Annotated in this window: 10 protein-coding genes and 3 pseudogenes; 7 read left to right on the forward strand and 6 right to left on the reverse strand. The window is 69.8% G+C overall.

The window, feature by feature from the left end:
- Window positions 1–14: 14 nt before the first annotated feature.
- The 3 genes from CES90_RS47535 to CES90_RS47545 form a co-directional block, all read right to left on the reverse strand.
- Window positions 15–3,044 (reverse strand): aminotransferase, encoded by a 3,030-nt coding sequence (locus CES90_RS47535; protein WP_189788548.1) that lies wholly within the window; start codon window positions 3,042–3,044, stop codon window positions 15–17.
- Window positions 3,037–4,470, reverse strand: coding sequence for an amidase (locus tag CES90_RS47540; protein ID WP_189788549.1), 1,434 nt, complete (start codon window positions 4,468–4,470; stop codon window positions 3,037–3,039). Before CES90_RS47540 ends, CES90_RS47535 begins: the two co-directional genes overlap by 8 nt.
- Before the next feature lie 61 nt (window positions 4,471–4,531).
- Window positions 4,532–5,344, reverse strand: coding sequence for an SDR family NAD(P)-dependent oxidoreductase (locus CES90_RS47545; RefSeq protein WP_189788550.1), 813 nt, complete (start codon window positions 5,342–5,344; stop codon window positions 4,532–4,534).
- Window positions 5,345–5,656: 312 nt separating this feature from the next.
- Here CES90_RS47545 and CES90_RS47550 point away from each other — a divergent pair, with 312 nt between their 5' ends.
- A complete protein-coding gene (locus CES90_RS47550; protein ID WP_189788551.1) occupies window positions 5,657–6,301 on the forward strand; it encodes a TetR/AcrR family transcriptional regulator in 645 nt (214 codons plus the stop codon).
- A gap of 172 nt (window positions 6,302–6,473) precedes the next feature.
- Window positions 6,474–6,902, forward strand: a pseudogene (locus CES90_RS47555) (transposase); the annotation flags it as partial.
- A gap of 3 nt (window positions 6,903–6,905) precedes the next feature.
- Here the strand turns inward: CES90_RS47555 and CES90_RS47560 are convergent.
- The 3 genes and pseudogenes from CES90_RS47560 to CES90_RS52335 form a co-directional block, all read right to left on the reverse strand.
- A pseudogene (locus CES90_RS47560) lies at window positions 6,906–7,517 on the reverse strand (transposase); the annotation flags it as partial.
- A gap of 24 nt (window positions 7,518–7,541) precedes the next feature.
- Window positions 7,542–8,021 (reverse strand): RICIN domain-containing protein, encoded by a 480-nt coding sequence (locus CES90_RS52330; RefSeq protein ID WP_408646666.1) that lies wholly within the window; start codon window positions 8,019–8,021, stop codon window positions 7,542–7,544.
- Entirely contained in the window at window positions 7,988–8,638 is a 651-nt protein-coding gene (locus tag CES90_RS52335; RefSeq protein ID WP_373313624.1) for a protein-arginine deiminase family protein, read from the reverse strand. The genes CES90_RS52330 and CES90_RS52335 overlap by 34 nt, the downstream gene beginning before the upstream one ends.
- A 121-nt stretch (window positions 8,639–8,759) precedes the next feature.
- On the opposite strand from CES90_RS52335, the gene CES90_RS47570 reads away from it, so the two are divergent.
- The 5 genes and pseudogenes from CES90_RS47570 to CES90_RS47590 form a co-directional block, all read left to right on the forward strand.
- A complete protein-coding gene (locus CES90_RS47570) occupies window positions 8,760–9,341 on the forward strand; it encodes a GNAT family N-acetyltransferase (RefSeq protein WP_189788324.1) in 582 nt (193 codons plus the stop codon).
- A 475-nt stretch (window positions 9,342–9,816) separates the two neighbouring features.
- The gene (locus tag CES90_RS47575; protein ID WP_189788307.1) at window positions 9,817–10,473 is read left to right on the forward strand and encodes a substrate-binding domain-containing protein; all 657 of its coding nucleotides are present in this window, start codon (window positions 9,817–9,819) and stop codon (window positions 10,471–10,473) included.
- A gap of 16 nt (window positions 10,474–10,489) precedes the next feature.
- Complete coding sequence (locus CES90_RS47580) at window positions 10,490–12,625, forward strand: alpha-galactosidase (RefSeq protein ID WP_189788306.1); 2,136 nt, start codon at window positions 10,490–10,492, stop codon at window positions 12,623–12,625.
- 39 nt (window positions 12,626–12,664) lie between these two features.
- Entirely contained in the window at window positions 12,665–14,176 is a 1,512-nt protein-coding gene (locus CES90_RS47585) for a glycoside hydrolase family 43 protein (RefSeq protein WP_189788305.1), read from the forward strand.
- A 96-nt stretch (window positions 14,177–14,272) separates the two neighbouring features.
- A pseudogene (locus CES90_RS47590) lies at window positions 14,273–14,493 on the forward strand (cellulase family glycosylhydrolase); the annotation flags it as partial.
- Window positions 14,494–14,508: the final 15 nt, after the last annotated feature.

The raw sequence follows: 14,508 nt of genomic DNA on the forward strand, positions 1-14,508 counted from the left end.
GGCTCTCATTCCTTTCACGGGCAACCTTGCGTGGTCGTGGGATGCCGGTGAACCGATCGGGTCATGGCCATGCGGGACTGTGCCCGCTCCTCGAGCACTCGGGTGAACTGGGCGAGGAAGTAGTCGGCTGCCGCGTTGTCGAAGCAGAGGGGTGGCTTGATCTTCAGGACGTTGAGCTCGACTCCGGTGGGTTGGATGACGACACCGAGTTCGAGCATGCGTTCGCAGATCTGGGTCGCGGCGGCGGGTGCCGGCTTCTTGTCCGCGCCCGGTTCGACGATGTCGACACCGCGGTAGAAGCCCTCCCCATAGACTGCACCGATCTCGGGGAAGCGTGCGGCCAGGGCGTTGAGCTCTGCGCCGAGGTGCGTACCGACCGTGCGCGCGTTCTCCGGCAGGCGTTCGTCACGCAGGACGTCGAGGACTGCCGTACCGACCCGGCACGAGACCGGGCCGCCGCCGGTGGAGGAGAAGAATCCTGCTCGTCGGCCGAACTCCGCCGCGATCTCGGGCCGGCACGCCACGACACCGATGGGATGTCCGTTGCCGGTCGCCTTCGCCGCGACGACGATGTCGGGGGTCGCGCCCTGGCCTTCGAACGCCCAGAAGGCCGACCCGGTCCGCCCCATCCCGACCTGGATCTCGTCGGCGATGCACACTCCGCCCGCCTCGCGAACGGCGGCGTAGGCGCCGGCCAGGTACCCCGGCGGCGGCACGATTCCTCCCTGGCTGCCGAGCAGGGGCTCGGCCACGAACGCGGCCACGCCACCGCCCGGGCCGGCTTCGGCGCAGGCTCGCCTCACGGACTCCAGATACGGCTCCACCCGCGCACCGTGCCGTCCCCGGTACGGGTCGGGCGTCTCGGCGACGTGGACGTGTTCGTCGAGCTCCTCACGCCAACGCGGGCGGTCATGGGGAAGCGTGTCCAACGCGAACACGTCCGAGGTCCAGCCGTGGTAGGCGCCTTCGATGACGACCACCGAGCGACGCCCGGTGTAGACACGGGCCAGTTGGACGGCGAGATCGACGGCCTCGCTGCCCGAGTTCACGAAGAAGAAGGTGTGCAGTTCCTCGGGCAGGGTGTCGGCGAGCCGTTCCGCGTACTCACCCATGGCGTCGTACAGGAAGCGGGAGTTGGTGTTGAGCAACGCCATCTGCCGAGCCGCCGCCGAGGTGGGTGCGGGGTGGGAGTGCCCGACGACGGCAACGTTGTTGATCAGGTCGAGGTACCGTCGGCCCGCGCTGTCGTAGAGCCAGTGCCGCCAGCCCCGGACCATCTGCACGGGAGTCTCGTAGTACGTCGACTGGGCGCCGGCCACGTACTTGGCCCGGCGCTCATGCACGCGTTCGACCGCTTCCGCGTGCTCCGCCCTGGTGGGCGTCCCGACGAGCGGTGACGGGTCCGCACAGAGCGTCAGGAGGGCCGCACGGTCCCGGACCCGGCCGTAGCCCGGCAGGTCGGGTGAGAGCCCGAGCTGCACGTGGACGTGGGAAGGCAGCGGGCCGGCCGACGGTGCGACCAGCGCGACCTCGGCACCACGGCGCACGGTGTGCCCGACGGGGAAGTGCGAGGCCACTCCGGCGAGCCGGACGAAGAACGTTGTGGTGTCGACGCGGCTCTGCAACACGACGGCGTGAGCATCGGCCCGGACCACCGTGGCGTCGAGCGGAGCGTAAACCGCGGTGCCGGCTGGGACGAGCAGGTCAGCACCCAGGTGCAGTGTGGCGGGCGCCTGGTCGGTGAGGTCGGGCTCACCGAGGCGGATCTCGTCGAAGCGCCCGACGGCCACCTCCGCGGCGGATCCGAGCGGGGGGAAGGCCGCGCCATCCAGCCAGTTGCCCGCCGAGAACAGCTCCGACTCGACGCTCAGATCGACCGGCCGGAGCGGACCGAACTCCTGGTCGCGGAGGATCGGGCTCGGCGACTGCCGGGCGACGAGATCGGCCAGGTCGGTCTCCGGTGCGCCGAAACCGCAGGCCTGGCGCACCACCGCTGTGGCGAGCGCCGGGTCGATCTCCACCACGGCCCGCAACGCCCGCCAGTCTTCGGCGGCGACCTTGGCCGCCCCCTCGTCATCCGGATCCTGGTGCGACGCGACGGTCTGGAGCGCCGCGCAGAGCGCGGCACGCGCACGGACCAGCGTCCAGACCGCGTCCGCCTCGGCCTCGGCCAACGGCAGCCGATCGAGGTATCCGGCAAGGACGGGCAGCGCCGCCCCTAGTGGGTCCTCGGGCGCACGTGCGACGGCGGCCAGCATCGGCGTCGCGACCTCGCTGGCCCGCCAGGTCCACACCAGGTCCCCGAAGTCGATGATCCCGGTCGGGACGAACCCTCCGTCGGCATCGAAGTCACCGACCACGTTGTACTCGTGGATGTCGGTGTGCACGGCCTGTTCCGGCAGTCGCCCGGCGGTCCCGCCGCCGACGAGCTCGGCCACCGGAGCGAGTGCCTGATCGATGAGCGCGTTCTCCGGGCCCGTGAAGTGATCGGTGAGCCCGGACACGGTATGGACCGCGTGGCGCGGATCCCACAAGGAGTGGCGGTGCAGCCCGGGGTGGTCGAACCCGGCGAGTGCGGTGACCGATCTCGCGGCCAGTCGGCCAAGGCCGCGCAGCGCCGTCGGCGAGAGGTACGCGACGGAGCCCAGCGGTGCGCCCGGAACCCAGTTCAACAGCCGCACGCGGAGCCCGGTGCGGTCGACCAGGTCGTGGTCCTGCAGCGTCGGGACGGCTTCCGGCACCACGAGACCCGGATCCAGGGACCGGAAGTGACGGACCGCCAGGTGTTCGGCGTGGACTGCCTCAGCACCGCCCTCGGCCAGGGTCGCCTTCAGGACGTATCGGCGCCCGTCACTGTCGTCCTCGACCAGCATGACCTGGTCCTGGGTGCTCCCCAGGTCGGTGAGCCGACCGGTGATTCCCCATTCCTCACGCAGGAGGCGGGTCGCGTCCTGCTCCGACAGCATCGGGCCGGTGAAGGGGGCGGCTGAGGCGGCCACGTCCACCGTGCCTTCGTCGGTGAACGACCGTTGTGCCTCAGCCATGGTGCCCCAGCTTCGGCCGCCAGTCCGGGTCGCTCCAGAGGCCGAGACGTGCTTCGGCGGCCGCCCCGAGGCGGAACGCGGTCAGATCGTCGAACGGTCGGGCGACGATCTGCACGCCGGTCGGCACCCCGTTGCCCGCGCGACCCGAGGGCACGTTGAGGACCGGATGGCGGCTCGCGATGTTGAAGAGCTGGGTCAGGCACTGGCTCACGAGGTTGGCGAACTGCACGCCCACGGCGAGCTCGACGGATTCCGCGGACGTGGCGTCCGCCGGGTAGCCGGTGGTGGCCATGGTCGGGCAGATGATGGCGTCGTGGTCGCGGTAGATCTCGGCGAGCACGGCGTGCATGCGGCCTTCCTCTTCCGCGATCCCCAGGGCGCCGACGTTCTCCAGGGCTGCCCCACACGCCTCGACGACATCGAGGACGTTCCGGGACCAGCGCGGGTCGTCAGCCGGCGCCCACTCCAATACGGACGGCCCGAGGAGGAGGCCGTAGTGCGCCATAGCAGTGGCCATGATCGACTGACGGGTGATCGGGATCTCGACCGGCGTCACCTCGGCTCCGGCGTCCCGCAGGGCGCTCGCGAACCGCTCGATGTTGGCCGCCGCCTCTGGGACGATGGGGAAGTCACCGATGGTGACCGCGAGCGCGACCTTCAGTCCCGCACACGATCCGAAGGTCGTCGGGAGCGGTGGAGCAGCAGGTACCGAGACGTGATCGACGGGGTCCGGTCCGGCGATGACGTTCTGGAAGAGAGCACAGTCAGTGACCGTGCGGGCCATCGGCCCGTCCTGACAGTAGGTGTCGAGACTGAGCGGCGGCAGCGACGGCACCCGTCCGTAGGGGGGTCGGAACCCGACGACGCCACACAGAGCCGACGGAACCCGGATGGAGCCCGCGATGTCGGAGCCGGTGGCCAGTGGGGCGAGTCCGGCAGCCAGTGCCGCACCCGAGCCGCCCGACGAACCGCCGGGGCTGTAGTCGAGGTTCCATGGATTGCGTGTGACGCCCCACAGCTCGGAGTGGGTGGTCACGGCGATCGAGAACTCCGGCGTCGTGGTCCGCAGGTGCAGGACCGCACCGGCGTCGATCAGTCGCTGGACCATCGGTTGCGTCTGCGTCGCGACGTTGCCTTCGGTCAGCAGGGAGCCGAAACGATGGGACCTGCCGGCGATCGGCATCTCCTCCTTCACCGCGACCGGGACGCCTTCGAGCGCCCGGGGCGCCGGGCCCTTCCCCGCGTACCTGGCCTCGGCGGCCCGCGCGACATCGTGGGCCTCGTCGAACATCTCCTCGGCGACCGCGTTGACCTCACTGGTCTTGGCGACCCGTTCGATCAGCGAGTCCAGGACTTCCACCGGGGACAGCTCGCGCCGCCGAAACGCCCCCAGCATCTCGTCGGCCGACAGATAGTTCAGGTCCATCCTTCGCTCCTCTTGGCGATGGGCAGCACAGGCAAACTAGAAAAAATGGGCGAATAGCGGGCTACTGCGCGAACAGCGCCAGGGGACCGCCTGCCGGGCTCAGTCCGCGCTCCTCCTGGATGGAGTTGCCGCCGTCCACCACGAACAGCTGTCCCGTGACATAGGACGACTCCGGCGAGGCCAGGAACGCCACCAGTGCGGCCACCTCATCGGGACGCCCGGCACGACCGACCGGCGTTGCCGCCCCGAGGGCGTCGACATGCTCGTCGAGTCCCCCGGTCGCGATCCAGCCGGGCGCGACGGCGTTGACCGTGATGCCCCGTGAGGCCGTGTCCATGGCTGTCGAGCGGGTGAGACCGATCAGGCCGGCCTTGGCCGTGTGATAGGCGACGTCGCCCTTGTAGGCCATCACCGGACCCGAGAGCGACGACATGTTCACCACCCGGCCGTACCCTCGGTCGAGCATCGGCTGGAGCGCGGCGCGGGTCATGTGGAACGTGGTGTCGAGGTTTCGCGAGAGGGCCGAACGCCACTGCTCGTCGGAGGCCGTCGCGAGGCTGGACGGGTCTTCGGGCTCGGCCACCGAGACCATGCCGGCGTTGTTGACGAGAACGTCGATCCGGCCGAAGGCATCCAGCGCCTCGGCCACCACCGACTCGGCGAACCTGGGATCGGTGAGATCGCCTGCGACCCCACGGACGGGGCAGCTCCCCGCTAGCTCGGCCACCCGCTCGTGAATCCGCCCGGTGGTCGAGGTGATCAGCAACGAGTAGTCGTCGGCCAACCGTTTGGCGCAGGCGAAACCGATGCCGGATGCACTGCCGACCCCGGTGATGACCGCAACGGGCCGGCCGTCGGCGTTGGTCGGGTTCATGTGGTGCTCACCCTCGAATCCCTGGACGCCTCATGGCGTGACTGAGTTGAACGTTCGTCACAGTAGGGGAATCAAGGCTGCGCGGCAATGGTCAGTTCACCTGCATTTCAAGGGAACTGAACCGTTACGGATCCGAGCAGGGTGGCCGACTTTTCTTGATCTGAGTGGTACGTTCGTTCCAGTTCCAACGGTCAAGGGACAGGATGCCGCGGCGCACCACACAGGCAGGTTGCCCCCCGATTGCTACCGTGCGGCCATTGCCGTCGTGCGACGCCCGGCGGTCACCCACAGGCGAGAAGGACGACGACATTCATGAGCCGGCCCGGCGAGTCCGCCCAGCAACGAGACACCCCTGTCCTGACCGAGCGCGGCGGGGTCCGCAAAGCGGCCATCCTCGAAGCAGCCCTGCGGGTCATCGGGAACAAGGGACTCGCCGGGCTGTCCATGCGTGCCATCGCGGCGGAAGCGGGGCTGCCGCTCGGAGCTCTCGGCTACTACTTCAAGACCAAGGACGATCTGATCCTCGATGCGTTCGAGTTGCACACGCGCCGGGAGGCGGACCGGGTCCTCGCCGCCTTCGCGGGTGTCGAGAACGGCGACCATGCCGACGACATCGCCGAGCACCTCACGGCGTTCATCCACCACGGGCTGACCGAGGCACGCACGAGCCTGGTCGCGGAGTACGAGTTCCTGATCGAGTCAACCCGCAGGCCGGATCTCGAACGTGTCTCGCGGGCGTGGCGCCAGGCGCTGCAGATCCAGGTCAGCCATGTCGCGAGCCGGCTCGGCTCGGACGATCCCGAGACAGACTCAGAGATCATTCTCTCGGTCATCGCGGGTCTGGAGATCGACCACCTCTCCACACCGCTCGACCCGTCGACGACGCAGGCGATCCGCACCGCACTCCGCCGCACGATCACAAAGCTCGGGCTCCGCGGCAACGCCGCGCGGCAGTAGGTCCCATCCCGGCAGTCCGAACGAACGACACCTCTCCGTGTGGCTCGGCGGCATCGCTGATCTCGCCTGCCACTCACCGCCGACGAACGCGGTCAGCGGCAGAACCCGGGACACCCGACCGGTCGAAGACGCACGCCTGAGCGCACTCGGCTCGGGGCGGTACGCCCAGGTCATGAGTGAGCGACGTCCGTATCCCAGTGATCTGTCCGATGCCCGCTGGGAGTTGATCGAGCCGGTCCTGGCGGCCTGGCGCTTTGAGCGCCGCGGCCGGGGCCTGGACTTCGGGCGTCCGCCCGAACACGAACTGCGCGAGATCATGAATGCGATCCTCTGCGTGGACCGCACCGGCGTGCAGTGGCGCCACCTGCCGCATGACCTCCCGCCCTGGGAGACGGTCTACGGCTACTTCGCGAAGTGGCAGAAGGAAGGGGTGTTTGCCCAGCTCAACGGCCTGCTGCGGGAGTTGGTGAGGCAGAAGGAGGGGCGGAGGGCGGAGCCGTCGGCCCGCGTGATCGACGCGCAGAGCGTGAAGACCTCCACCAGCGCCCCCGCCACGAGCCAGGGCACGGATGCGGGCAAGAAGACATCCGATGCGAAGAAGGAGTCAAGCGGCCAGGGTGAGGCGGGGTTCTTGAGAGGCTGGGAAGGCCACAGCCTCGTTGAACGGGACGCGGTGAGAAAGACAGTGGTGAAGGCAGCCGATCATCCGGTTGAAGAGGTTCCTCTGTGCGGCCGTGTGGCGATCTCCGGCCTCACACCGACGGTCGTAGTGGGCCCGCGCTCCTTCCGAGTGGGCCATCGCTGAGAAAGCCCACATGTAGCCGACGCCGGCCAGCCTCTGGTTCTTCACTCTGCGGGCCGCGACGGACACGCTCTTGCCGGAGGCCCTGGTGACGGGAGCGGATCCCGCGTACGCCTTCAGACCTCTGGCGTCGGCGAACCGAGTCCGGTCGTCGCCAATCTCGGCTAGAACTCGGGCCCCGCTGAGCGGGCCGAGTCCAGGAAAACTGGTGATGATCTCGGCGTCAGCGTGGGCCTCGAACGCCCGCACTGCGGCTTCGGCGAGGTCATCGGCGCTTGCGCACGCGGCTTCCAGTTGCCGTAGCAGCGCAAGTGCTTGGCGTCCCATGGCCTCCTCGACCAGGGGGAGATGGCGCATCTACGGAGCGCGAAGCGCGCCGTGCAGACGCTCGACTTCCCTGTCGATTGAAGTTTCCCCGTGATCTTGGACACTCGTTCGTTATGCCGCGAGGGCGTGTTGGTGCCGCTGTCTGGTCTCGGCCGGTGTGGCGCCGTCCGCCGTGGAGGACCCGGCGACGTCGAGGACTTTGCCGCTGTGGAGGCAGGTGATGGTGTGGTAGCCGTCCGAGGTCGACTGGAAGGCCCAGTGCTGGTTCGGTCTGCCGTTGTCGGGCCACTGGATCACGGCGGCGCCGTCCGCGTTCGAGGCGCGGTAGACGTCGGCGACCTTGCCGCTGCGCACGCTGACGCATGTGTAGGCCCTGGTGGGGGCGATGGTGTACTGCACCGAGTCGATGTCGACGTGGCCGGTGCCGCCCGGGTTGTAGGTGTAGAGGCCGACCCGGTCACCGCGGTAGCCGCAGTGCACCTCGCCGCCGCCGACGTGGTGCGTGCGCCAGTCGTTCAGGTAGCGCACCCGCATGCCGGCCTTGGCGTACGCCTTGGTCACCGCCTCGGCGAGGATGTCCTTGCCGCCGATGACCGGGCCCCACTGCTTGGGGGCGAGGTAGGTGGTGGGGGGTCAGCGTGACGCCGCTGACGGCGCCGGGGTGGTAGGCGATGACCGCAGGGTCCTGCGCTCCGGGGGAAGTCACCGAAGTCGACGTACATCGCCGGGATCTTCACGATCTCGGCGTCCGTGACGCCGGTCTCGCGCTTCAGCAGCGCCAGGTTCTCCTTGATCTTCCGGACCGCGTAGGCGTTGGACTTCAGCAACTGCCGGTCGGACAGGGCCTGGTCGATCGTCAGAACGCGGTCGTCGGCGTAGGAGCGCGGGATGGAGAACGCCTTCGTGTGGCCGTGCCCGTCGCGTTGCGCCTTGCGCAGCAGGGCGAGCCCGCCTTCCGGGTCGGCGATGCCGATCTTCCAGCCGCGCGGGGTGTCGGCGGGCAGGAACTGCACGAACTCGTCCACGTGACCGACGCCTAGCCATCCGGTCTCCAGCACCAGCGGGTCCTGCGCCTGCTGGGCCTTGAGGAAGCCCGTGTGCGCAGGCAGCCGGCAGCCGTGCCGGAGACGGCCGCCAAGGCGATCGCCAACGCTGTCGCCGCCTTGAGGCTCTGCCAACATGCCGGCGTCGCGGTGCCCGGTACGCACGTCTGCCGCGTTGTCGTCGGTGACCGACCGCGGAGAAGGCGGCAGCGTCCGGTCGTGCGACGGCGAGCCCCTGCCGGCCGGAAGCCGATCGTCGCTGCTGGAGGCGGACTACGGTCGTGTCATGAAGAGGCCCGCAGACGAGGAGGCTGTGCTCGGCGTGGTGGGAACCGTCGTCTACAGGCTGGCGCGACGCGAGGACGATGAGGCTCTGGCGGGGCTGGACGGGTCGTTCACAACGGATTCCGTGTTCGAAGTGACCTTGGCGGGCGGCGAGTTCAGGATCCGTGAGACGCCGGTGGCCCCTCCGATCCACAAGGCCTTCCCCGATGAGGACGGCAGTGACGATGATGACGGCGATCCCGAGCTCAGCCGAACGGTTGTCGCCTTCGACGGGGATGAGTTGTGTGGATTCATCGAGACCTCCTTCGATCCGTGGAACGCACGGCTGACCATCTGCGACATCGAGGTCGCACCGGCGTGGCGGGGCAAGGGGGTTGGGCGCACCCTGATGCATCACGCCTTCGATATCGCGAAGGAGCTCGGGGCGAGGCATGTGTGGCTTGAGGTCACCAATATCAACGCTCCCGCAATCCGTGCCTATCTCCGGTTGGGGTTCACCTTCTGCGGTCTGGACACCACGCTCTACGACGGCACTGCATCGGCCGGTGAGCAGGCTCTCTTCATGTCAAGGCGGGTGCGCTGACCCGCTGAGCCCCTCATGCCCCGTGCTCGGCCGTGCGACGGAGGAAAGTTTCATGGCCATCCGGCGCGAAGCCGACTCCGAAGCGTGAGCGTCGAAGCGCATCGACGGCTCCATCGCTCTTAACGGACGGTCAATGCGCCGAGAAAAGAAAGTTTCTCACTGCAGTGGCCCTTGTTTCGCACGAAACTCGTCCGTTACCTTCACCTGCCAGGTGAAGCGCTTCGACAACTCTGCCAAGGGAAGGCCGCCGCCATGAGTCATGAGTTGAACCGCAGAAGCTTCGTCAGCGCGGCAGTCTCGACAGCGCCGGGGACTGGCGGATCCTGTGGTCCGTCGTCCCGCCGACCTCCCGCACCGTGACCGCGGTGATCGCCGGCTGATGGTCTGTCCGTTCGTCCAGAAGCACTTCCGGACCGGTGTGCTCACCGGGCGATCAAGGGCTGGTCAATGGCCAGGAAGGAACCTCGACACACCCATGGTGACCATCTTCGACGTGGCGAGACACGCGGGTGCCTCGTCCAGCACGGTCAGCTACGTCCTCAACGGCACACGCCGGATCTCATGCGAGGGCACGTTCGAAAGCACCGCCGGGCCCCTCGCCCGCATCCTCGCCGACCGCCCACGCACCACCGGCTTCGTGGTGCAGAACGAGGCGGCGATCGGCCCGCTGCTCAGCCCGCTGCACAGCAGCGGGCGGTCCGTGCCCGCGGACGCCTCGGTGGTGGCCCTGTGCCCGGAGCAGCTCGCCGAGCAGCACGCTCCCGCCCTCACCGCCGTGTCCGGCCCGACGCGGGAACTGGGCCGCGTGGCGGTCCCGGGCAGCCCCGCGCTCACCCGGCACCGCTTCGGCACCGGACAGGGCTGGTACCTCTCCACCCGCCTGGACGACGCCGACTACGGCACTCTGGTCGGCCGGCTCGTGAAGGAAGGCGGTGTCGAACCTGACGTACCCGGCCTGCCCGCCGGTGTCGAAGCCGTCACCCGGCGCGCGGCGGACGGCCGCCGCTGGGACGTCCTCATCAACCACGCCACGGGCACCGTGCCGCTGCCGCGGCCCACCCACGACCTGCTCACCGGCACCACAGCCCACGAACTGCCGCCCGGCGGCTGCGCGGTCCTGCGCGGCCACTGACCTGGAAAAGGACACCATGGAAAACGAACAGCGTAGCTTCCTCTGGGGTCATGAGGCCCTGCATCTCGAGCTCGTCTTCGGCGACGACGGCAGCGCCCGCCTGACGTATCTCGGGCCGCCCGGCGAAGCGGGCAGCGAACCCGGTGCGTCCCTGCCTCTGGTGGAGGTGACGGCCGCGGGTCACGGCCGCAGCTGGTCGGGCAGCCGCCTGATCGGGACCGCTCTCGGCGACCGGCTGCGCCACCGGGCCCACCGCGCGGCCCGCGACGGCGACTGGCACACGCTGACCGTGGAACTCCACGACCCGGAAACCGGGCTGGCCGCGGAGGTGACCTACCGGTCGCCGGACGGCATCCCCGTGCTCCGCAGCGAGGTGATCCTGCGCAATGAAGGGCCGTCCACGCTCCACCTGGAGTCGGTCAGCTCGCTCGCGGTGGGCTGCCTCACCCCGCAGGACCCGGCGGCCGTCGACGCCGCCGACCTGCTGTGGGCGGACAACGACTGGCTCGCCGAGTGCCGCTGGCAGCGACAGCCGATGCGCCGGAGCACACCCACCCTCAGCGGACGGGTGAAGTACGGGCACGGCAAGGCCGGCGCCGAACTGACCGGACAGGGCACTTGGTCCAGCTGCGGACACCTGCCCATGGGCGGCCTGACGGACCGGCGCTCCGGCCGCACCTGGGTATGGCAGATCGAGCACAACGGCGGCGGCTGGCGCTGGGAGTGCCAAGAGCACGACGGGGCGGCCTATGTGGCGCTGTTCGGCCCCACCGACACCCACCACGGCTGGCGGCACCCCCTGGAACCCGGCGCCGCCTTCCGCACCGTACCCGTGGCCCTGTCCTTCAGCGCCGACGGCGGCCCCGATGCCGCGTTCGCCGCGCTGACCCGCTACCGCCGCGCCCACCGCCGCCCGCACGCCGACCACCGGCGTCTGCCCGTCATCTTCAACGACTACATGAACTGCCTGATGGGCGACCCCACCACCGACAAGCTGCTGCCCCTGATCGACGCGGCGGCCGAGGCCGGCGCCGAATACTTCGTCATCGACGCGGGCTGGTACGACGGCGACAACGGCGGCTGGTGGACCACTGTCGGCGCCTGGGAACCGGCCGCCTCCCGTTTCCCCGGTGAGAAGGGGATCCACGAGGTGCTGGACCGTATCCGCGAACGCGGCATGGTGCCCGGCCTGTGGCTGGAGCCGGAAGTCATCGGCGTGCACAGCCCCATGGCCAAGTCCCTGCCCGACGAGGCGTTCTTCCGCCGCGACGGCGTCCGTCTCACGGAGACCGGCCGGCACCACCTGGACCTGCGCCATCCCGCCGCCCGCGCCCACCTGGACCAGGTCGTGGACCGCCTGGTCGGCGAGTGGGGCGTCGGCTACCTCAAGCTCGACCACAACATCGACCCCGGCTCCGGCACCAGCGCCCACCCCGGTGAGACCCCGGGCGCCGGCCTGCTCGGCCACAACCGCGCCCACCTGGACTGGCTGGACGGCATCCTGGACCGCTACCCGCACCTGGTGGTGGAGAACTGCTCCTCGGGCGGCATGCGCTGGGACCACGCCCTGCTGTCCCGGCTGCAACTGCAGTCCACCAGCGACCAGCAGAACCTCCACCTCTACGCGCCCATCGCCGCCTCCGCACCCACCGCCGTCACTCCCGAACAGGGCGCCGTGTGGGCCTACCCGCGGCCGGAGGACTCCCTCGACGAGGTGGCCTTCACCATGGCGAACGCCCTCCTCGGCCGCATCCACCTCTCCGGCCTCCTGCCGGAACTGGAGCCCGAGGCCCGCGCTCTGGTCCATGAGGCGGTAGCCGTGTACAAGGCCATCCGCGCCGACCTGCCGGGGGCCGTACCGTCCTGGCCACTCGGCCTTCCCGCCTGGGACGACCCCTGGATCGCCCTGGCCCTGCACACCCCCGCCACCACCTACCTCACCGTCTGGCGCCGACCGGGCGGTGCGGCCACGACCACCCTCCGGCTGCCTGAACCGGCGGGCGGCGCGGCCCGTGTCGAGGTGCTGTACCCCGCCGCGCGTCAGGCCGTTGCCGTCTGGCACCCGGACACCGCCGACCTCACCGTGACCCTGCCCACCGCGCCCTCCGCGGCGCTGCTCCGCATCACCCGTACGGAGCCGGACGCTCTCTGAAGCCGTCCTGCTGCCGACGTGACGAAAGGACGACCAAAAGTGCCCGCTCAGAACCGGCCCGCCCGCGCGGCCAACCCCGTGCTCCCGGGGTTCCATCCTGACCCGAGCATCTGCCGGGTCGGCGACGATTACTACCTCGCCTGCTCCAGCTTCGAGTACTTCCCCGGCGTACCCCTCTTCCACAGCCGCGACCTGGTGCACTGGCGGCAGATCGGGAACGCCCTGGACCGGCCGGAGCAGTTGCGTCTACCGGCCTCCATGCCGTCCTCGGGCGGCATCTACGCCCCCACCCTGCGCCATCACGACGGCCGTTTCTGGTTGATCGTCACCAACTGCAGCGAGGGCGGCGGCAATCTGATCGTCACAGCGACCGACCCGGCCGGACCGTGGTCGGATCCGATCCCGGCACCGGGCGTGCCCGGTATCGATCCCGACCTGGCCTGGGACGAGGACGGGACCTGCTGGTGCACTGTCGCCGGGGTGTCGCAGGTCCGTATCGACCCGACGACCGGGGAAACATACGGGACACCGCACAGGCTCTGGTCCGGCGGGCCCGGCGCCAAGGCCCCGGAGGCACCTCACCTTTACCGGATCGGCGACTACTGGTACCTGCTCATCGCCGAGGGGGGCACCGAGCGCGGCCACGGCGTCTCGATCGCCCGCGGCCGTACGCCGGGCGGCCCGTTCGAGCCGTGCCCGGCCAACCCGATCCTGACCCACCGGGGCACCGACCACCCCATCCAGAACACCGGCCACGCCGACCTGGTCCAGGCACCCGACGGCTCATGGTGGATGGTGCTGCTGGGCGTACGGCCGGGCGGCGGCACGCCCGGCTGGCACGTGCTCGGCCGGGAGACCTTCCTGGCGCCCGTGACCTGGGAGGACGGCTGGCCGGTCGTCGGCGAGGTCACCTTGGACCTGTCCGCGCTCCCCTGGCCGCTCTCCCCCGCCTCCGCCGAAGACCGCCGCGACGACTTCGAGCTGAGCGAACTGGGCCCGACCTGGATCTCTGTGCGGGACCGCCCCGCCGAGCTCTGCACCACCAAGGAGCGCCCCGGATGGCTGACGCTGCACGCGCGGGGCGGCTCCCTGGACGAGCCCGACGTGGTGTTCACCGGCCGCCGCCAGCAGCACCTCACCTGCCGGGCGCGCACCCTGGTCGACCCGGAGCAGGGGCGCGGCGGCCTCGCCGTCCGGCTGGACGAGCGGCACCATTACGCGATCGAGGCGTCCGGCACGGAGGTACGCGTGATCGCGCGCGTCGGCTCCCTGCGCACGGTCGTGGCCGAACGCACCGTGCCCGCCGAGCCGGTGGTCCTCGGTGTCACGATCACCGACCCGCCGCCTCCGCACGGGCCGTGCACCGGACCCGACGTCGTCTCCCTCGGGGTCGAGGCCGCGGACGGCACGTTCACCGAACTCGCGGCCCTCGACGGCCGCTACCTGTCGACCGAGGTCGCCGGCGGCTTCACGGGCCGGGTCATCGGCGTGTACGCGGCTGCAGGCACCGTCCACTTCGACTGGTTCGACTACGAGCCTCTGGACAGCTGAACCGGCCCACTCCCCTGCCGCACCGCCGGCAGTGGCAGGCGGTGGCGCCTCGTCGCCGCCTGCCCCCGGATCGGACCACCCGCACGACCCACCCCCCAGTACAAGGGTGACGTGCTGGCCACCATGGAGGCCAGGTACGTGACGGCAGCAACGCCGGCCAGACCGACTGGACTCCGTACCAGGAGTTCAACAAGTCCGTCTCGCCGGACTACCCGAACGACACGATCATCCTGAGGCCGGAGTTCCTGGACGCGCTGCGCGACGGCGAACTCGTGACACTGACCTTCCACTTCTACAGCGGCGAAAAGCTCATGTAACACGTCAAGAAGTCC

This window comes from Streptomyces capitiformicae (assembly GCF_002214185.1).
GTDB classification, from domain to species: Bacteria; Actinomycetota; Actinomycetes; order Streptomycetales; family Streptomycetaceae; genus Streptomyces; species Streptomyces capitiformicae.

Coding starts and splice junctions, on each gene's coding strand:
- CES90_RS47535 (WP_189788548.1), bottom strand. CDS start 3,044: ATGGCTGAGGCACAACGGTCGTTCACCGACGAAGGCACGGTGGACGTG.
- CES90_RS47540 (WP_189788549.1), bottom strand. CDS start 4,470: ATGGACCTGAACTATCTGTCGGCCGACGAGATGCTGGGGGCGTTTCGG.
- CES90_RS47545 (WP_189788550.1), bottom strand. CDS start 5,344: ATGAACCCGACCAACGCCGACGGCCGGCCCGTTGCGGTCATCACCGGG.
- CES90_RS47575 (WP_189788307.1), top strand. CDS start 9,817: ATGGTGACCATCTTCGACGTGGCGAGACACGCGGGTGCCTCGTCCAGC.
- CES90_RS47570 (WP_189788324.1), top strand. CDS start 8,760: ATGAAGAGGCCCGCAGACGAGGAGGCTGTGCTCGGCGTGGTGGGAACC.
- CES90_RS47580 (WP_189788306.1), top strand. CDS start 10,490: ATGGAAAACGAACAGCGTAGCTTCCTCTGGGGTCATGAGGCCCTGCAT.
- CES90_RS47550 (WP_189788551.1), top strand. CDS start 5,657: ATGAGCCGGCCCGGCGAGTCCGCCCAGCAACGAGACACCCCTGTCCTG.